This window comes from Mesorhizobium sp. BR-1-1-10 (assembly GCF_020165595.1).
Classification (GTDB): domain Bacteria; phylum Pseudomonadota; class Alphaproteobacteria; order Rhizobiales; family Rhizobiaceae; genus Mesorhizobium; species Mesorhizobium australicum.
The window spans coordinates 271,440-289,757 of record NZ_JAIUIL010000007.1; the positions used below are offsets into that span (position 1 = coordinate 271,440).

18 protein-coding genes are annotated in these 18,318 nt (G+C 64.8%); 8 read left to right on the forward strand and 10 right to left on the reverse strand.

The genetic code is table 11. From position 1 onward, the window contains the following. Window positions 1–5: 5 nt before the first annotated feature. Genes LB555_RS17545 through LB555_RS17570 form a run of 6 tightly spaced genes read right to left on the reverse strand, consistent with a single transcriptional unit; the run spans window position 6 to window position 4,361 of the window. Complete coding sequence (locus tag LB555_RS17545; RefSeq protein WP_224683359.1) at window positions 6–1,265, reverse strand: ABC transporter substrate-binding protein; 1,260 nt, start codon at window positions 1,263–1,265, stop codon at window positions 6–8. Between the two features lie 47 nt (window positions 1,266–1,312). Further along, the gene (locus tag LB555_RS17550) at window positions 1,313–1,735 is read right to left on the reverse strand and encodes a DUF4440 domain-containing protein (protein WP_224683360.1); all 423 of its coding nucleotides are present in this window, start codon (window positions 1,733–1,735) and stop codon (window positions 1,313–1,315) included. A 5-nt stretch (window positions 1,736–1,740) separates the two neighbouring features. Next, window positions 1,741–2,796, reverse strand: coding sequence for an aldo/keto reductase (locus LB555_RS17555; RefSeq protein WP_224683361.1), 1,056 nt, complete (start codon window positions 2,794–2,796; stop codon window positions 1,741–1,743). Next, window positions 2,793–3,146, reverse strand: coding sequence for a TIGR04076 family protein (locus tag LB555_RS17560; RefSeq protein ID WP_140617451.1), 354 nt, complete (start codon window positions 3,144–3,146; stop codon window positions 2,793–2,795). The genes LB555_RS17555 and LB555_RS17560 overlap by 4 nt, the downstream gene beginning before the upstream one ends. A 1-nt stretch (window position 3,147) precedes the next feature. Continuing rightward, window positions 3,148–3,630: a DUF3830 family protein gene (locus LB555_RS17565; RefSeq protein ID WP_224683362.1), complete on the reverse strand. Its 483-nt coding sequence runs from the start codon at window positions 3,628–3,630 to the stop codon at window positions 3,148–3,150. Then, window positions 3,627–4,361: a GntR family transcriptional regulator gene (locus tag LB555_RS17570; protein ID WP_224683363.1), complete on the reverse strand. Its 735-nt coding sequence runs from the start codon at window positions 4,359–4,361 to the stop codon at window positions 3,627–3,629. Before LB555_RS17570 ends, LB555_RS17565 begins: the two co-directional genes overlap by 4 nt. A 126-nt stretch (window positions 4,362–4,487) precedes the next feature. On the opposite strand from LB555_RS17570, the gene LB555_RS17575 reads away from it, so the two are divergent. The 5 genes from LB555_RS17575 to LB555_RS17595 are packed head-to-tail and all read left to right on the forward strand — an operon-like array spanning window position 4,488 to window position 9,220. Further along, window positions 4,488–5,288 carry an ABC transporter ATP-binding protein gene (locus tag LB555_RS17575; RefSeq protein ID WP_140617454.1) on the forward strand — a complete coding sequence of 267 codons (801 nt, stop codon included), beginning with the start codon at window positions 4,488–4,490 and terminating at the stop codon, window positions 5,286–5,288. Then, on the forward strand, window positions 5,285–6,034 hold the full coding sequence (locus tag LB555_RS17580; protein ID WP_224683364.1) for an ABC transporter ATP-binding protein: 750 nt from the start codon (window positions 5,285–5,287) through the stop codon (window positions 6,032–6,034). Before LB555_RS17575 ends, LB555_RS17580 begins: the two co-directional genes overlap by 4 nt. Beyond that, window positions 6,031–6,939 (forward strand): branched-chain amino acid ABC transporter permease, encoded by a 909-nt coding sequence (locus LB555_RS17585; RefSeq protein WP_224683365.1) that lies wholly within the window; start codon window positions 6,031–6,033, stop codon window positions 6,937–6,939. The genes LB555_RS17580 and LB555_RS17585 overlap by 4 nt, the downstream gene beginning before the upstream one ends. Then, entirely contained in the window at window positions 6,936–7,919 is a 984-nt protein-coding gene (locus LB555_RS17590; protein ID WP_224582746.1) for a branched-chain amino acid ABC transporter permease, read from the forward strand. Before LB555_RS17585 ends, LB555_RS17590 begins: the two co-directional genes overlap by 4 nt. After that, window positions 7,916–9,220 (forward strand): NAD(P)/FAD-dependent oxidoreductase, encoded by a 1,305-nt coding sequence (locus tag LB555_RS17595; RefSeq protein WP_224683366.1) that lies wholly within the window; start codon window positions 7,916–7,918, stop codon window positions 9,218–9,220. Before LB555_RS17590 ends, LB555_RS17595 begins: the two co-directional genes overlap by 4 nt. Before the next feature lie 22 nt (window positions 9,221–9,242). Here LB555_RS17595 and LB555_RS17600 read toward each other — a convergent pair whose 3' ends face one another. From LB555_RS17600 to LB555_RS17615, 4 genes are read right to left on the reverse strand one after another with little or no spacing between them, the layout of a single operon-like run. Then, entirely contained in the window at window positions 9,243–9,899 is a 657-nt protein-coding gene (locus tag LB555_RS17600; protein ID WP_224683367.1) for a GntR family transcriptional regulator, read from the reverse strand. A 14-nt stretch (window positions 9,900–9,913) separates the two neighbouring features. Beyond that, window positions 9,914–11,215, reverse strand: a complete 1,302-nt coding sequence (locus LB555_RS17605; RefSeq protein ID WP_224683368.1) for an aspartate aminotransferase family protein — start codon at window positions 11,213–11,215, stop codon at window positions 9,914–9,916. Between the two features lie 5 nt (window positions 11,216–11,220). Continuing rightward, window positions 11,221–12,279 (reverse strand): phosphotransferase, encoded by a 1,059-nt coding sequence (locus tag LB555_RS17610; RefSeq protein WP_224582732.1) that lies wholly within the window; start codon window positions 12,277–12,279, stop codon window positions 11,221–11,223. Further along, complete coding sequence (locus LB555_RS17615; RefSeq protein ID WP_224683369.1) at window positions 12,276–13,577, reverse strand: ArgE/DapE family deacylase; 1,302 nt, start codon at window positions 13,575–13,577, stop codon at window positions 12,276–12,278. Before LB555_RS17615 ends, LB555_RS17610 begins: the two co-directional genes overlap by 4 nt. 178 nt (window positions 13,578–13,755) lie before the next feature. On the opposite strand from LB555_RS17615, the gene LB555_RS17620 reads away from it, so the two are divergent. The 3 genes from LB555_RS17620 (at window position 13,756) to LB555_RS17630 (ending at window position 18,316) form a co-directional block, all read left to right on the forward strand. Further along, a complete protein-coding gene (locus tag LB555_RS17620; protein ID WP_224595500.1) occupies window positions 13,756–14,403 on the forward strand; it encodes a GNAT family N-acetyltransferase in 648 nt (215 codons plus the stop codon). A gap of 68 nt (window positions 14,404–14,471) precedes the next feature. Beyond that, window positions 14,472–17,114, forward strand: coding sequence for a LuxR C-terminal-related transcriptional regulator (locus LB555_RS17625; protein ID WP_224523776.1), 2,643 nt, complete (start codon window positions 14,472–14,474; stop codon window positions 17,112–17,114). Between the two features lie 80 nt (window positions 17,115–17,194). Further along, a complete protein-coding gene (locus LB555_RS17630) occupies window positions 17,195–18,316 on the forward strand; it encodes a class II histone deacetylase (protein WP_140661556.1) in 1,122 nt (373 codons plus the stop codon). Window positions 18,317–18,318: the final 2 nt, after the last annotated feature.

Here is an 18,318-nt window from a genome sequence, read left to right on the forward strand (position 1 = left end):
ACGGCTTACTGAAGCTTGGCCTGCAGCGCGTTGACGTCGTCGGTGGTCATTTCACCATCGGTCGTCACCTTGCCGTCGGCGATCTTCCACAGCCGGAACGGGCCAGTGATGTCGCCAAACTTGTCGAAGACCACGGGACCGATGACGCCTTCATAGCGGATCGGCTTGCCGTCCTTGATCAGGCCGAGCGCCTTGGCGAATTCTTCCTTGCCGGCATAAATCGGCGTGCCGGCGGGATCGACTGCCTTGTACATGGCGTCCTTGATCTTGGCCGGGTCCTCGGAGCCGGCAATCGCGATGGCGAGCCCGACAATGGCGCCGGCATCATAGGAGCGGTCTGCCGCGGGATTTGACGGTTCGATGCCGGAAAACGCCTTGTAGTTCTTGGTGAAATACTCCGTCGAGGCGGTCGGGCTGGTGCCGGAAGACGTGCCATAGGCGTCCTTCAGATAATCGGCGCCGACGGACTCGATGAAATCAGGGCTGTTCATGCCGTCATTGAGCAGGAATTTCTGCACGCCGCCCTGCGAAATCCAGGTGCGGGCGATGGTGGCGCCGTCGACGGGCGTGCTGACCAGGTACAATCCATCCGGTTCGCCACCCATCGCCGCGGTGACTTCCGAGGCGTAGCTCGACTGCTTCTCGTTGTAGGGGGTGTCGGAGACGATGGTGCCGCCGAGCGCTTTGTAGGCCCGCGAGAATTCGGCCACCATGTTGACGCCGAAGTCGTTGTTGACGTGGATGATCGCCAGCTTCTTGAAACCCCTGTCGACGGCATATTTGGCGGCGGCCACGCCCTGCAGCGCGTCCGAGGTGATGGTGCGGAAGAAGATGCCGTTGGTCTTGCCGTCGCGGCCGAGTGTCGTCAGTGTCGGCGAGGACGACGCCGGCGAGACCTGGACGATCTTGGCCGGCGCGGTCACCGAGGTCAGGATCGGGATCGACACCGAGGAAATGATGCCACCGATGATCACAGGCACTTTCTTGACCTGCACCAGCTGGGTGGCGGCATCGACCGCGATGTTGCCCTGGCTCTGGCTGTCGCGCGTGTCGGTGACGAGATCGCAGCCGCGCACGCCGCCGGCTTGGTTGATGTCGCGGAAGGCCATTTCGACCGATTTGGCGCCGGCCTGTCCGTATTCACCGGCCGGACCGGTCAGTTCCATGACGAGACCGACGGTGATCTTGCAGTCGGCGGCCTGTGCGGCACCCGCCATCGTCACGAGAGCAAGTGCCGTGGTGAGCTGGAGTATCGTCTTTCTCATTGTTGTTCCCCTTGAGTTACACGAACTGATTTGACGTCTGGAAATTCTCAGTGTTCCGGCACCTGCAGCCAGGTTTCATGCAGATGCCGCCATTGGACGCCGTTGGGCGCCGATGAACGGGTGGTGAAGACCGCGCTCGACTGGCGGCGGCCGTGCTTGCCCGCGCGCAGCTGCGCCTCGACATAGAGGACGACGATCGTGTCGCCATCCTGCCAGCCGGGCCGGATGTCCTCGATCGATATGGCAAAGCCGTCGTCGCAAGTGGCGCGGCTGGAGCGCACATGGTCGATCACGGCATCGCGGTCGAGGATCTGGCCGCCTGGTGCGATCATGGTCAGGCCTTCGCCCATGACGGCTTCGAAGCGGCCGAAATCCACCTTGTCGGCGCGCGAGGCGACGAACCAGTCGACGAAAAAGCGATGCAGATCGACGACTTCGGCGCTGGCCTGCGAAAACAACCTGTCGTCCATGGTCTTCATATCCGGCCCGCGTTGAGATTGTAGTGCATGATCGAGCCGTGGCGGCCGTGGCGGTCGCGCTCCAGCGTGTAGACATCTCCCTCAAGGCCGTTGCCCCTCGCTATCACGGCTGCAATCCGCGCACGGTCATCGGCGTCGAGTACGACATCCATGATCTTGGCGTTGGCCAGCGCATGCGCCTGGTTGCGGGCACCGACGATGACCGCGGCCACTCGCGGCTGCTCCAGCACCCAGGCGCTGGCGATGGTGGCGATGTCGACGGCGTGGCGGTCGCCCACCGCCTTCAGCGCGCGAAGCAGTTGCTGGAACAGGTCCCAGCCGCCGAAATCGTCGATGATCAGCTTGTACTTGACCAGCGAGCGGTTTTCGAGCGGCGTGCCGGGTTCGGCGACACCAAGCCATTTGTCGCTGAGAAAGCCGCCGGCCACAGAACCGTAGCAGAGAAAGCTGACGCCGTTTTCCTCCGCAAGCCCGGCGAGGCTGTTCGCCGGACGCTGGTCGAGCACCGAATATTGCAGCTGCTGGCTGACCAGCGGGATGCCGGCTGACAGAATTTCGGCAAGCCGGGGCGTATCGAAATTGGTGGTGCCGAGATTGCGCAGCTTGCCCTCGCGCCGAAGCTCGTTGAGCCAACCCATCGCCTCGATATAGCGCGGCTGCGCATAATCCCACCAGTGAAACTGCACGAGGTCGAGCCGCTCGGTCTTAAGCCTGCGCAGCGACTGGTCGACGATGCCCCTGATATAGTCGCGGCTGATCGTAGCGAGCCGTTCAAGGTCGGGCACGAGCTTGGTGTGCACCTTCATTTTGGCGGCTGCATCGAGACCACGCTCATTGGCCAGCCGCAAGCGCGCGGCGCCGATCAATTCCTCGACGCCGGTGTAGATATCGGCGCAATCATAGGTCCAGATGCCGGCATCGAAGGTGGCGATCAGGTCGCTTACGGCCTGACTGCGATCGATGGCGCCATGGCCGCCGGCCAGTTGCCAGCCACCGCGTATGACGCGCGAAATCGCGTGGCCGGGGCTGAGCTCGAATGTCTTGGCGGTCATGTCAGGTCATTCCCTTTCGGCAGCGGCACGGCCGTGGTTTCGGCATGGCTGAATCGCCGCTTGGCCAGTCTGACGATCCGCAGCCTGCTGGCACAGTTGGGATCGGGACAGGCGATCTCCGCGTCCGAGGTCATCCAGTCGTTCGGGTGGGTCGGGCGCTGCTTCGCCGCCAGGAGCGGCAGCACCGCCGAGATCGAATAGATCGAAAAGCCCTGCCCGGCTGGCATCGACAGCATCTCGCCCTTGAGCTCGAAATAGTCGCCGGCCCTGGCGCCGCAATAGATCGGCTTGCCCCGCGGAATGACCGCCTCGACGCGGAGATCGAAGAGTTCGAAACTGTCGTCAGCCATTTCAGGCCTCCACCAGGCTGAAGGTGATGTCGCAGGCGCCGTTGCGGCGGATGATGCCGCAGGCAGCCGCGAATTGATCGCGCTCCTCGGGCTTCACCTGCGCGACGACGCTGCCGGCCAGCCAGCCGATCGGGAACAGCAGACGCGCGCCCTGCCCGTAGAACAGGCCGATGTCGAAGATGGCGTTGGGGTGGCCGCCCCACATGCGCGGCGGCACGTAGGACAACACGATGTCACCTGGCTGCGGCGTCAGGGTCGCGTTCTCCGCCGGCAGCGGCTGGGCATAGGCCTGCCCCTCGAGATCGGCTGATGGAACCGGAGAGGAGATCTCAGGTCCCGTCCACATGGCGTGAATGGCGGGGACGACACGTGGCGTGGCGAGATAGGCTGTGAGAAAGGCCGCATTCTCCGGCGCCTTTTCCGGCAGCAGCAGCGCAGTGACGGAAAGCTTGGAGCGGGGCTCGCTGATCCTGATGGAGGTCATATCTGGCCTTTCGCGGCGGCGGATTGCAGTTTGCTGCGCAGGAAGGTGAAGGGCCGGCTGATGTCGGCGACCAGTGCTTCGCGCGCCGCCCGAGCATCCTGCGTGGCCAGCGCCTCGACGATGCGGCGGTGATACTGGGCGGTGTCGACCTCGCCGGCTTCCGAGAAAGCGTAGATGGCGACGCGGATGCATGGACCTGATTGCAGCCACAGGCTCTCGATCATCGGGATCAACACGGCCGAGCCGCAGGAGCGATAGATCTCGAAGTGAAAGCTCTGGTTGAGCGTCACTTCGCGGTCGACATCCTTCTTGTGTTTCAGCGCCCGCATCTCGTCCCACTCGCCGAGAATGGTTTCGATGGTGGTGATCTGGCGCGGTCCCATGCGGGCGGCAGCCAGCGCGATCGCCTCGCCCTCGATCAGGACGCGGGCACGCAAGAGATCGTCGAGGCGCTCCAGCGTGATTGGCGGCACGCGCACCGAGCGGTTGGGCAGCGCCTCCAGCGCCTTCTCCGTGATCAGGCGGCCAAGCGCCTCGCGCACCGGCATGGTCGAAGTGACCAGCGCATCGGCCAGACCGCGGATGGTCAGCACCTGGCTTGGTTCGAACAGGCCACCGATCAAGGCGCGACGCAGTTCGGAATAGACGCGATCCTGCACCGTCTCGCGGCCGACCGGCGCGAGCTGGGCCGCGATCGCCTCGTTGTTTTTTTCGATGGCAGCCTTTTGCATGGAATTCCGTTCTCGGCGGGTTTTCGGCTTGCAGATGAAATTAAAGCCGAATAGCGTGATCAAAGCAAGTGTGATCACAAATCATAATCAGAAGACGGCGACGACCGTCTTCGGCCAGAGGGTTTGATGAGCGAGGCAGCGGAAAGGCAGGGGAAGGAGACCCTTGTCCCGGTTCTGACGGCAAGCAACGTCGTCAGGCGGTTCGGCGGCCTTGTCGCCGTCAACAATGTCTCGTTTCATGTCAAAGCGGGCGAAATCCTTGGCCTGATCGGACCCAACGGGGCCGGCAAGACGACCATGTTCGACCTGCTCGCAGGCAGCATCCTGCCGACCAGCGGCGACATCCTTCTCAACGGCACGCGCGTCTCCGGCGAAGCCGCTCATTTGCGCATCGGCCGAGGGCTCGGCCGCACCTTCCAGATCCCGCGCCCGCTGCCCAATCTGACGCTGATCGAAAACATCATGCTCGCGGCACAGGGTCAGGCCGGCGAAAAGCTGCTGGCTAACTTCCTCACGCCGTGGCGGGTGGCGGCACAGGAAAAAGCCGCCCGGACGAAAGCCCTCGAGCTGCTCGAACTCGTCACCCTCAGCCATCTCGCCCATGAGCCGGCGCGCGTGCTGTCCGGCGGCCAGCGCAAGCTGCTCGAACTTGCCCGGGTCATGATGGCCGACCCGGCGATCATCCTGCTTGACGAACCCGCCGCCGGCGTCAACGCGACGCTGCTCGAAGTCATCATCGACCGCATCCGCGACATCAACGCGCGCGGCATCACCTTCCTGCTGATCGAGCACAACATCGACATGGTGACGCGGCTCTGTCACCGTGTCCTTGTCATGGCGAGCGGCCAACTGCTGAGCGAAGGCACGGCGGAAGAGGTCGCTCGCGACCCGCGCGTCATCGAGGCCTATCTCGGAGGCACCGCATGAGCGAGACCGTCCTCGATGTGCGCGACCTCGAAGCCGGCTATGAGCCCGGCGTGCCGATCGTGCGCGGCGCCTCGATCACCGTCGACAGAGGCGAGATCGTCGTCGTGCTCGGCCCCAACGGCGCTGGCAAGTCGAGCTTCATCAAGGCGATCGCCGGCCTCGTGCCGATCACCGGCGGCACGGTGCTGCTGGACGGCAGGGACATCACCGCCGCGACCGCCCACACCATGGTGCGGCTTGGCCTCGCCTTCGTGCCGCAGACCGAGAACATCTTTCCGCTGATGTCGGTGGAGGACAATCTCAAGGTGTCCTGCGGCATCCTCGAGCGGCGCGACATCCCGGCCCGCATCGAGGAAATGTACGCCGCCTTCCCCGACCTTGTCCGCCAGCGCCGCACCGCCGCCGGCAATCTGTCGGGAGGCCAGCGGCAGATGCTTGCCGTGGCGCGGGCGCTGATCGTCCATCCCAAGGTGCTGGTGCTGGACGAGCCGTCCGCCGGCCTGTCGCCGAAGTTCGTCGCGATGGTATTCGAGATGCTGGCCGGCATCCGCAAGTCCGGAGTCACCATCCTTTTGGTCGAGCAGAATGCCAAGGCAGCGCTTGCCATCGGCGACCGCGCCTATGTGCTGGCCGAAGGCAAGGACCGGCACGAAGGCATAGCCTCCGAATTGTGGAACGACCCTGTCGTCGCCGAACTCTATCTTGGCCAGCGCCCTTCTCACGCAGGTAAGGGAGGCGCGGCATGAGCCTGCAATTCATCGTCGACGGATTGCTGACCGGCTCGATGATCGGCCTCGGCGCAATCGGCGTGACGCTCACCTATTCAATCCTGCGTTTCTCCAACTTCGCCCATGGCGACTTCATGGCCTGGGGCACCTATGCGACGCTGGCCGTGGTCAGTGCCATCGGTGCGATGTTCGGCAAGGTGGCACCGATCGGGCCGCTATCCTTCGGCTGGCCGCTTCTTGTTGCCCTGATCGTCGGCATGGCATTCACCGCCTTGCTCGCACTGCTGCTCGACAAGATCCTGTTTTCGCGGCTGCGCTCGCAGGGCCAGGCGATCATCGTGGTGATGGCGAGCTTCGGGGCCTCGATGGCGCTACGCAGCCTGCTCGAATTCACCTTCACCTCACGGCCGACCTATTTCAGCCGGGCGATCCAGATCGCCATGCCGGTCGGCTTCGGCATCCGCATCACGCCCGACCAGATCGCGTTGCTCGTGTTGACCGCCATACTCGTGCTCGGCGTGCATCTGTTGATGACGCGCACGCAGACTGGCCGCGCCATGCAGGCCTTGAGCCAGAACGCGGCACTGGCCCGCGTCGTCGGGATCGACGTTGCCAGCGTGGTGCGGGTGACGTGGATCATCGGCGGCGCGCTCGCCTGCGTGGCTGGCGTGATGATCGGCATCCTGGTGCAGATCCGCCCGTTCATGGGCTTCGACATGCTGCTGCCGATGTTCGCCGCCGCCATCCTCGGCGGCATCGGCAGCATCCCGGGCGCGGTGCTCGGCGGCCTGATCATCGGTCTCGCGGAAGCCGGCGCGGTGCAGCTGATCGGCCCCGAATGGCGCGCCGCCGTTTCCTTCATCATCCTGATGGCTGTGCTGTTCGTGCGGCCGATCGGCCTTTTCGGAGTTCGGGAAAGATGATCGATCTGGTCGGATACGGCGCCTTCTTCCTGACCACGGCGCTGATCTTCTCACTGGTCACGCTGGGGCTCAACCTGCAATGGGGCCTGACCGGCCTGTTCAATGTCGGCCTGGCGGGCTTCGTCGCCATCGGTGCCTACACCTCGGCGCTGCTGACGACACCGGACGATCCCGCGCGGCTCGGCGGCTTTGGCCTGCCCATCCTCGCCGGCTGGGTGGGTGCCATGATCGTTGGCGGCATTGCGGCCGCGCTTACCGGCATGGCGACGTTGCGTCTTAGATCCGACTATCTGGCGATCACCACCTTCGGCGTGGCTGTCGTCGTGCAATTGGTCGCACTCAACGCGCAGAACCTGACCGGCGGACCGTTCGGCATCGGCTTCATCCCGCGCCCCTTCGGCGGCCTGGCGGAGACGCCGCTGCTGTTCAACCTGTCGAACCTTGCCGTCGTCTGCGCTGTGACGCTGATTGCCTATCTCGCCTTGGAACACCTGTCGCGCAGCCCCTGGGGGCGTGTGCTGAAGGCGCTGCGGGAGGACGAGCGGGCCGCGATTTCGCTGGGCAAGAGCGCGCGCTTCTACCGCGTCCAGGCGTTTGCCGTCGGCGGCGCCATCATGGCGCTGGCCGGCGCGCTGCAGGCGCATTTCACCGGCTTCATCGCGCCGGACAATTACCTGCCGATCCTCACCTTTCAGGTCTGGGTGATGCTGATCGTCGGGGGCTCGGGCAGCAATCTCGGCGCGGTCATCGGCAGTGTCCTGGTCTGGGGGATTTGGGCCGGATCGGGCACGCTGACCAGCGTGTTCTTCCCGCCCGAGCAGCAGGCGCGCGCCGCTTCGCTGCAGATCGTCGCCATCGGCGTGATGCTCTGCGTGATCCTGCTGATGCGGCCGAACGGATTGTTCGGCGACAGGCCGCTGCGGACGCGCTTCGGCAAGCGCACGCGGATCGCCACGGACAAAAGCAGTTCCGGTTCATGAATGCCCCGGTCCGGCAGGGTGCGAACGGCATTTCGCTTTGGCATGCCATCAGACGCGATCGCCGCAAGCGGCCTGCGCTGAGTGGCAACCTCGATGTCGACCTTGCCATTGTCGGCGGTGGATTTTCCGGTCTGTCGACCGCGCTGCACGCCGCCGAAAAAGGCATCTCGGTCGCAGTGCTCGAAGCCGAGATCATCGCCTGGGGCGCGACTGGCAGGAATGCCGGTTTCGTCGTGCCGAACTTCGCCAGGATGGACCCCGGCAGCATCCTCGCGCATCTCGGCGCCGAGCGCGGCGAACGCCTCATCGATTTTGCCGCCGGCAGTGCCGACCTCGTCTTCGGATTGATCCGGCGGCACGGCATCGACTGCGACGCGGTGCAGAACGGATGGATCCAGCCGGCGCACTCGCCGGCGGCCCTGGAGAAGGTCAAATCCCGCGCGGACCAATGGGCGCGGCGCGGCCGGCCTGTCGTAACCCTGGATCGGCAAGAGGTCGAAGCGCTGACCGGCGCACGCGGCTATGTCGGTGGCTGGATGGATCGTTCCAGCGGCGTGCTCAATCCGGTCGCCTATGCGCTGGGGCTCGCCGATGCGGCGGAGAAGGCCGGCGCGAAGATTTTCGAGCACACGCCGGTCACCTCGATCGATCGCGTCGCCGATGGTTGGGCACTTCAAACACGGTTGGGCCTGGTACGCGCGGCCAAGGTGCTGATCGCTACCAACGCCTATGGCGGGTCGCTCGATCCGTTGCTGCGGCGAACCTATATTCCGCTGAAGGTCTTCCAGATCGCGACCGCGCCCCTGCCGCATGAAATCCGAACGCGTCTGCTGCCTGGCGGACAAGGCGTCGGCGACACCAGGCGCAACCTCTTCACCTTTCGCTTCGACGCCGACAACCGGCTGATCAGCGGCGGCATGCATATTCTTGGCGCCGGCGCCGATACGCGCGTGTCGCAAACAATCTGGCGACGGCTCGGCCGGCACCTCGACCTGCCTGATTTGCCCCCGATTGCCTACAACTGGTCGGGGATGGCGGCGGTCGAACCGGATTTCCTGCCGCATGTCCTGGACCTCGGGCCGGGGCTGATCGCCGGTCGCGCCTGCAATGGACGCGGCATTGCCATGACCACGGCGATGGGCAAGGTGCTGGCCGACTGGGCCGCTGGAACCGAAGCGCGTGATTTGCCGCTGCCCTTCGCACCGCCGGCGCCAATTCCGTTCCATGCCCTGCTGCGGCACGCGCCCAACATGCTGCTCGGCTGGAGCATCCTGCGCGACCGGATGGACGAGACGGCATAGGCCGACCGGGCCTGCCCCGCGATCAGTGCGCCATGTGAAGATTGTCGGAGAGGACCGCGGCCGCCACGGAGATATCCTCTTCAAGGGAAGCCCGAACGGCCGGACCGTTGCGCTGTTCCAGCGCGGCGACGATCCCGCGGTGTGCGTCATTGGATTGCGGAATGTAGCGATCAGCCCGCATCAGGAGCTTGAGATAGGGTCCGACGCGCCCCCAGAGATCGCGGATCATGTTCAAGAGGATCGGCGCGCCGGCGTGCTCATAAATAGCAAAATGGAAGGCTTCGTTCAGGGCCAGATAGGCCGTGGCGTCCTGCGCCTCGATAGCCCGCTGCATGCCGGCGAGCGCGGCTTGGATGTCGGCCAGCCCGCTTTCAGTCATCCGTGACGTGGCCATATCGCCCGCCAGTCCCTCGACGGCGATGCGGATGCGCGTCAGTTCCGAGAAGGCGGGCGCGGAGAGCAAGGGCACGATGATCGAGCGGTTGTTCTGCATTTCCAGAAGTCGCTCGGCGACCAGTCTTTGCAGCGCCTCGCGGATCGGCGTCGTCGAAATGCCAAAGCTCTCGGCAAGCTTGCGGATGACCAGTGTCTGGCCCGGGCTGAAGCCGCCCGAGATCAACTCCTGCTTGAGCGCGCCGTAGGCCCGGTCATTGAGGGTTTGATGCTCGAGCTTCAGCATGCGTGCCGCTCAGTTCACCAGTTCGACAGTGCGCGATCGAGCGCCTCGGCCAGCTGCTCGGCATTGTCCCTGGCAAAGGGCAGCGGCGGCCTGATCTTCAGCACATTGCCGCGTGGACCGCACGACGAGATCAGCACGCCGTCCTCGCGCATGGCTTCAACGACGGATGAAGTCTTGGCAGCAGCAGTGGCCTCATCCTCCGCCATCAGCTCGACGCCGAAATAGAGGCCGTTGTGCCTGACATCGGCGACCATGCCGTGCCGGCTCTGCAAGGCGCGCAGCAATTCTCCTGTATAGGCGCCAACCGTCCGCGCGTTCTCGATCAGCCCCTCGCCCTCGATCACATCGAGCACGGCGATGCCGACCGCGGCGGCGACCGGATTGCCGCCGAAAGTGTTGAAGTAGCCGGTGTTCGAACCGAACGAGCTCACCAGCTGCGGCCGCACGATCACCGCGCCCATCGGATGCCCGTCACCGATCGGCTTGCCCATGGTGACGATATCAGGCGCGAGGCCATAGTTGGCGAAGCCCCACATGCCCTGGCCAAGCCGGCCGAAACCGGACTGGACCTCGTCGGCGATGACGATGCCGCCCGCCTTCCTGACGTGATCGGCCGCCTCGCGCATGACGGAAGCGTCGGGGAAGAAGATGCCGTCGCTAGAAAAGGCGGAATCAAGCAGCAGCGCCGCCGGGCGGATGTTTTGCGCGCGCATATCCTCGATGGCAGCGGCGACATTTCTGGCGAAATCATGCGCGGCGCGGCCGCCGTCGCGGAACGTGTCCGGCGCCGCCACGACCCGATGCTGCGCGGGCACGCCCGCTGCCCCGACCGCCGCCGGCGACAGCTGTGCCGTCGCGATGGTGGCGCCGTGATAGGCGAAGTCGGTGATGATCACACCGCTGTTGCCGGTCGAGTGCTGGGCGATGCGGATGGCGAGATCGTTGGCCTCGCTGCCGGTGCAGGTGAACATGGCATGGCCGAGATGGGAGGGAAGCGTACCGAGCAGTCTTTCCGCGTAGTCGAGGATGATCTCGCTGAGATAGCGCGTGTGCGTGTTGAGCGTGGCGGCCTGCCCAGACAGCGCCTCTACGACGCGCGGGTGGCAGTGTCCGACGGAGGCGACGTTGTTATAGGCGTCGAGGTATTTTCGGCCTTGGGCATCGTAGAGCCAGATACCGCTGCCACGCACCAGATGGATCGGGCTGCGGTAGAAGGCGCGATAGGTCGGCCCGAGCAATCTGGCGCGACGTTCGAGCAGCGCTTGCTCGGATGCCGCCGAATCGACATTTGCAGGATGTGGCGAGGACAGGGACACGGCATCTACTCCGGCTTGGAATGGTCGAGAAAATAGCGGCGGGCGTCCGCGGACGACAGTCCGTCCAGCCGCTCAAGCGAGGCCCAGACCTCGGTGATGAGGCGCAGGACATAGTCGCGCTTGGCTGGAAAACGCTCGGCCTGCCAGCTGGCGATGTTGGCGATGAGTGCGAGGCGGGCACGAATGAGGTGAAAGAGGATGCCAAGTTCTTCGATCTCGAGCGGCTGCACGGACTGATAGCCGGCGACGAAGCGCGCGGCGGGCGCCAGCGGATGACCTTCGGCCGGCCAGCGATAGACGGCCCCGATGGCGAGATCGCAGATCAGCGGCGAATGGATCATGTCGCCGAAATCGAGGATGCCGTTGACCATTTCCGGTCGCGAAGCGTCCATCACCACATTGTAGGAGTTCATGTCGTTGTGGACGATCTGGGCGCGCAGTCCGGGAATAACCGGCGCCGCGTGCTCCTCGTAGGCGTCGATGGCGCGCTCGACCATGGCGCGGTGGCCGGCATCGACGATATGCGCCAGCATGGGCCGCGTCTTGGCGACCTTGCGGATGTCCCACAAAAGGTCGCTGCCGGCGGCCGGATGGAAGAAGCCGCGCAGCGCCCGGCCAAGCCGGGCGAGGAAGATGCCGAGATTGCGATCCTGTGCCGATGAGGTGGGCGAGCGCGAAAGCAGCTGGCCCGGCAGATAGGTGACGAGCCGCACGATGCGCGGCACCGATCCGCCGAGGTCGACCATGAACTGCGCTTCGCCTTCAAGGCTCTTGCGCACCGAGGGAACCGGCAAAGCCGGGTCGACGATCAGTATGTGGTCGAGCGCCTTGTTCTGGAAATCGGTGAAATCAGCCTCTTCCGCCGGATGCGAGACCTTCAGGACAAATTCGCCCTCGCCTTCCGTCTGGATGTGAAAATTGTGGTCGCGTTCGCCTGGCAGCGTGCGCGCGCTGCCAGTGAGCCCATAGTGCCGACGCAACAGGGCAAGCGCCTCGGCGATCGAGACGTCGGGCGCATCGTCCGCGAGCGTCTCGCCGAAAGCATCCGATGCGGCCGCGTTCATGGCCTGACCTCGGCATCGATGGGTTCGAGGCCGCACCAGTCGGCGATGAAGAGCGCAATGGTCTGGGTGACCTTGCGCACGGAATCGAGATCGACAGCCTCGTCATAGCCATGCGGCATGCGGCAGATCGGGCCGTAGACGATTGCCGGCGTGTCGGCATAAAGGCCGAAGAAGCGCGCATCGGTGGTGGCCGAGGTGACATGTTCCGTCAACGGCTCACCCCACACGGCGGTGTGGCTGCGGCGCAGCACGGCTTCCATCTCGTCGGCGCCTTCCAGCACATAGCCCTCGGCCATGAAGCCGTTATAGGTCATCCTGGGCGGGCGATTGGCGAGGAACGGATCGGCGCGGGCGGCATCGGCGATGCAGGCCTCGAGTTCGGCCCTGGCGTCCTCGAGCTTCTGGCCGGGATAGGTCGCGACCCGCATCTCGAAGACGCAGCGGGCGGGAACGCTCGATGTCCATTCGCCGCCTTCGATCTTGCCGAGGTTGAATCGGATCGGGTGCGGGTGATTACAGAAATGCCTGTCGTCAACCTTTCTGGCATTCCAGACGATTTCGAGTTGCTTCAGCGCCTGGATGATGAGAAACGCCTTCTCGATGGCATTGGCGCCGGCGGAAAAGGCGCCCGACGCGTGCTGCGGATCGCCGTCGACCTCGACCCTGAACCAGATCGGCCCAACCTGCGCCCGCATCAGTCTTGGTTCCAGCGGTTCGGGAATGAAGGCGGCGTCGGCGCGATAACCGCGCTGCAGGCAAGCAAGCGCGCCATTGCCGGTGCACTCCTCCTCGACCACCGACTGCAGGAACACTTTCGCCGCCGGCTGATAGCCGAGGCCGCGCAAGGCGGCCAGCGCATAGAGACAGGCCGACAGGCCGGCCTTCATGTCGCCGGCGCCGCGGCCATGCATCCAGCCATCCTCGATCGCCGGATCGTAGGGATCTCGCACCCAGCGGTCGAGCGGTCCGGTCGGCACCACATCGATATGGCCGTTGAGGATCAGCGAGCGACCGGTGACGTTTTTCGGCGTGTGGGTGGCGACGACGTTGAACGCGTCATCGTAGGAAACCGCTACGGGCGAGAATCCAGGCAGGTCGCGGATCGCATCGACATCGACACGCCACATATCGACCGCATAGCCATTGGCTTCATAGGCGGCCGCCATGAAGGATTGCGCGGCGTGTTCCTCACCACGCTGCGAGGGAAAGCGTACGAGGTCCGCCAAGAAGGCGAGCTGGCGGTCGAAGCCATCGTCGACCGCCCGCAAGATGGCCTCGTCCGTTATTCGTTCAGGCATGATATTCCGCTTCTCCATGGATGGTGTATCATATCTCATATGCCGTTCTCCGAAAAGGCAAGGCGACAGGCGGGTCAAAATCATGGCCCACCTCTGGAGCCACTTGGCAGGCGGCCGCAGAGTTGGCATCAGCTTCTTGACATGCCGGCCAGGCTGCGCGGCGGAAGACCGAGGACAGATGCAAGTCACTGAAGGCTCATTGCCGGATGAAACCACCGATCTCGTCCCGGGCTACCGGCGCGTGCCGGCAGGCAAAATCATCAATGCGGTGACGTGGATGGAGGCGCGTGCCCCGGTGCCCGGTCTCGCGCATCCGCTAGCTATGACCCGCGTCACCAAGCCCGATCCCGCCGTCTACCGCGCAGTCTTCCTCGAGATCGGCGCTCCCTGGCTCTGGGACCGCGCCGCCGAAATGTCGGACGCCGACATCGCGGCGCATTTCGCCGACCGACGTCAGCATCTCTACTACGGCCATGATGAGAGTGGGCGGCATGTCGGCATGGTCGAATTCTCGGTCGCCGGCAGCAACGAGATCGAGATTACCTATTTCGGCCTGTTTCCCTCCTTGACTGGCCAAGGCTTCGGCAAACGGCTGATGGCGGGCGCGCTCGACCAGGCATGGCGCCTAGGCCCCATCCGCATCTGGCTGCACACCAGCAGCTTCGATCATCACAGCGTTATCGGTTTCTACCGGGCTTGCGGATTTGAACCCTATGCAACCGGTTTCGAAATCACCGATGATCCCAGGATCAAGGGCACCCTGCCGCGCGATTGCGCGCCGCAAATTCCGCTGATCGAAACGGAATGGGTGCCCGGCGCCAGATGAGACCGTCGTCGCAACCCGCCAGCCCGGCATCGCCTCACCATCGCCGGTGGGTACGGCGCGAGAGCATCTTGTCGAGGCTGGAGCGGCATGTCGACACGCGCATCGTGCTGTTCGCCGCGCCCGCCGGCTTCGGCAAATCGACGACGATGGCGCAATGGGCGGCCGAAGTCGCGCGCCACGGCCGGCTGACGGCCTGGCTGTCCTGCGAGGCGACGGACAATGACGAAGGCGCCTTCCTGTCGCATCTGGTGGGGGCGTTGCGCCATCTTGTCCAGAACCCGGCCGAGCTCGACCTCGCCTTCCAGTCGAGCCCCATCCCGCAGCTCGACGTGGTGCTTGCGGCACTCGTGTCGGGTTTGGCGGCACGCCACGCCGACATCACCCTGTTCTTCGACGACTATCACGCCATCGATGCACCGGCGGTGAAGCGGTTCATGGAACGGCTGACCCGGCAGGCACCAACCAATGTCGTCTTCGTCATCGGTTCGCGCAACCTGCCCGAGCTGCAGCTCGGCAAGCTCAGGGTGCTCGGCGATATCTTTGAAATCGGCCCGGACGATCTGCGTTTCGCCTCGTCGGAAGCCGAAGCCTTCTTCAACGACAAGCTTGGCCTCTCTGTCAGCAGCGGCACGGTGGAAACACTGTGCTCGCGCACCGAAGGCTGGGCCGCCGGCCTGCAGCTCGCCTCGCTGTCGCTCGGTGCGGCCCATGCGCCCGAAACAGTCATCGGCAATTTCACCGGCGCCAACCGCAACGTCGCCGACTTCCTGATGGGAGAAGTGTTCCTGGAACTGCCGCCGGCGCTGGCGAAGTTCCTGCTCTATTCCTCGATTTTCGAGCGCTTCAGCGCCGAGGCTTGCCGGGCGGTGATGCGGGCGGCGGACGCCGAGGTTGCCATCACCGAGATCGAGACCCGCAACCTGTTCCTGGTGCCGCTCGACGAGGAACGGCGCTGGTTCCGCTATCATCACCTTTTCCACGACTTCCTCAGCCGTGAAATGGAACGGCGCGAGCCGGAGATGATCGCACCGCTGCACCTGGCGGCTTCGGAATGGTTCGGTGAACGCAAGATGCTGACCGAGGCCATCGGCCATGCGCTCGCCGCCGGCGACGAAGCCCGCGCCGCGGTGTTCATCGAGAACAACGCGCTCGAACTCATCGCCCAATGCCAGCTTCTCTATGTGCGCCAGCTGCTGGCGCTGCTGCCAAGGAAACTGATCGACCAGCGCATCCGGCTGCAACTCGTCGTGCTGTGGCTTGCGGTGCACAGCAGCCAGCCCGAGATTGCCCAGCAGACCCTCGCCAATGCGCGCCAGCTCGTCGAAACCGGGCCGACCGATAGCAAGGATCCGGGCACGCTGACCGGCACGACCATCGAGGCGGAACTCGAGGTCCTTGCAGCGGCCGTGCACAGCACGCTGGAACAGTTCGAGGACGCGCGCGACACCGCACTGGCGGCCCTGCGCATCATAGCCCCCGATGCGTGGTTCATGGAAGGCGCGACGGCAAACGTCATCGGCTACAATCTATACGCGCTGGGCGACCTTGAGGGGGCACGCGCTGCTGTGGATGCGGCGCGCAAGGCCCATGAGCGAAGCGGCAGCCTGCTCGGCGTCACCATCGCCAACTGCTACATGGCCGTCATCGAGCGGTCGGCCGGCCGCCTGCCCGCGGCCGAACGGCTGCTGCGCAACGCGATCATCGAGGCCAGGACGCGGATCGGCGCCAACTCCTATGCCGAGGCCCTCGCCGGAACGCTGCTTGCCGAACTCGCCTATGAGACCAACGCATCCGGCGAAGCACTGGCGCTGGTCGAGAATCTCGGGCCGCTGATCGAGGGCGCAGCGGTCATTGTCTATCCCCTGGCCAGCGTGCCGACCTATGCCCGGGTGCTGCAGCTGACCGGTCGCGGCCAAGCCGCCCTCGACATGCTGGAGCGCGTCTACCAGCGCGTGCGCGGCTCCGTCTACCGCCGCCTCGCTTCGGTGCTGGTGCACGATCGCATCCGGCTGCTTCTTGACCAGAACCGCACCCCGGAAGCCCGCGCGCTGCTCGACGAGCATCGCCGCGAAAGCGCTGAAACCGCCTCTACCGTCGCCAATGAATTCGAGTTCTTCGCCGAAGGCCGGCTGCTTACGGCGGAAAAATCCTACGCGGCGGCGGCGGCGATTTTCGACGCGCTGCTGGAGCGAACGAAAAGCAGCGGGCGCATGCGCCGGCACATACTGGCGCTGATCCTGCGCGCCAAGAGCGCCGGCCATGACCAGCGGGAAGCAGACCGCCATCTGCACGAAGCATTGCGCCTTGCGCAACCCTCGGGCTTCATCCGCTCCTTCGTCGACGAAGGCAAGTCTGTCGTCGAGGGTTTGATGCGGCTCCGGGCGGCCCAGGCAAAGGCCGACCCGTCACTGTCGGCCTATGCGACGCGCATCATCGATGCCGCGCAGACGATGCCCGTGACGACGCGCAAAACAGCCGCCCCGACGGTCGAGAAAGAACAGCTCACCCAGCGCGAGTCCGAGCTGCTGCACTTTCTGTCGGAAGGCATGTCAAATCGCGATATCGCCGTTGCACTGTCGGTAAGCGAAACGACGGTGAAGTGGCATTTGAAAAACATCTTCGGCAAGCTCTCGGTATCGAACCGCGTCCAGGCAGTGCGCGCCGCGCAGGTCGCCGCAAACCTCCGCACCCCTCCGAAAGGAGGGGCATAGATGACTGACATGGCCCCTCTTTAGGGTCGGGCCGGGCGATTGTTAGCCTGCTAGCGTCTGGTTTTTAGAGGATGCCGCGGATGGCGACAGGCTACGTTTTTCACGAACAGCTGATGTGGCATGATACCGGCTCCAGCGCCGACATGATGCCTCCCGGCCGTTTCGTGGAACCTGGACGCCACCTGGAATCGCCTGGATCCAAACGACGGCTCAACAATCTCATCCAGGTCAGTGGCCTGGCACGCCATCTGGTTCCGATCATTGCCGAACCGGTAACGGTGGAAGACCTGCTGCGCGTCCACACGCAACGCCACGTCGATGATATCAGGATGCTGAGCGAAGGCGGATCCGGTTTCGCCGGGCCTCAGGCACCGATCGGCCTCAACAGTTTCGACATCGCGCTGTTGTCCGCCGGCACCACCTATGCCGCGATGCGTGCGGTGCTGACCGGCCGCGTCGACAACGCCTATGCGCTGGCGCGGCCGCCCGGGCACCACGCCGAACCCGACCAGGCCATGGGCAATTGCCTGTTCTCCAACATCGGCGTCGCCGTGCGGCGGCTGCAGCACGAGGGCCTGCTCGGCCGTGCCGCCGTGGTGGACTGGGACGTGCATCACGGCAATGGCACCGAGACGGTGTTTTATTCCGATCCGTCGGTGCTGACGATTTCGCTCCATCAGGACAATCTATACCCGACCGGACGCGGCGCGCTCGTCGACAACGGCAAGGGACCCGGCGAAGGCTATAACATCAACGTCCCGCTGCCGGCCGGCAGCGGCACAGGCGCCTATGAAGCCACGTTCGACCGCGTCATCGGTCCTGCCTTGCGCGCGTTCAAGCCCGACCTCGTCATCGTCGCTTCCGGTTTCGACGCGTCCGGCTTCGATCCGCTCGGCCGCATGATGCTCAACAGCGAATGTTTTCGCCGCCTTGCCGCGCGCATGGTGGCGTTTGCGGCCGAAGTCTCGAACGGACGGCTGATGATGAGCCATGAAGGCGGCTATTCCGAGGGCTATGTGCCATTCTGCGGCCACGCCGTCATCGAGACGCTGGCCAATCACCGCACCGAGGTGGTCGACCCGCTGTCGGACCATATCGACGAGTGGGCGGGGCAGGACCTGCAGCCGCATCAGGCGGCGGTGATCGATGCCGCTGAAGGCCTGCTCGCGGGCTTGCGCCAACGCCTCGCCAGCGCGGCCTGAAG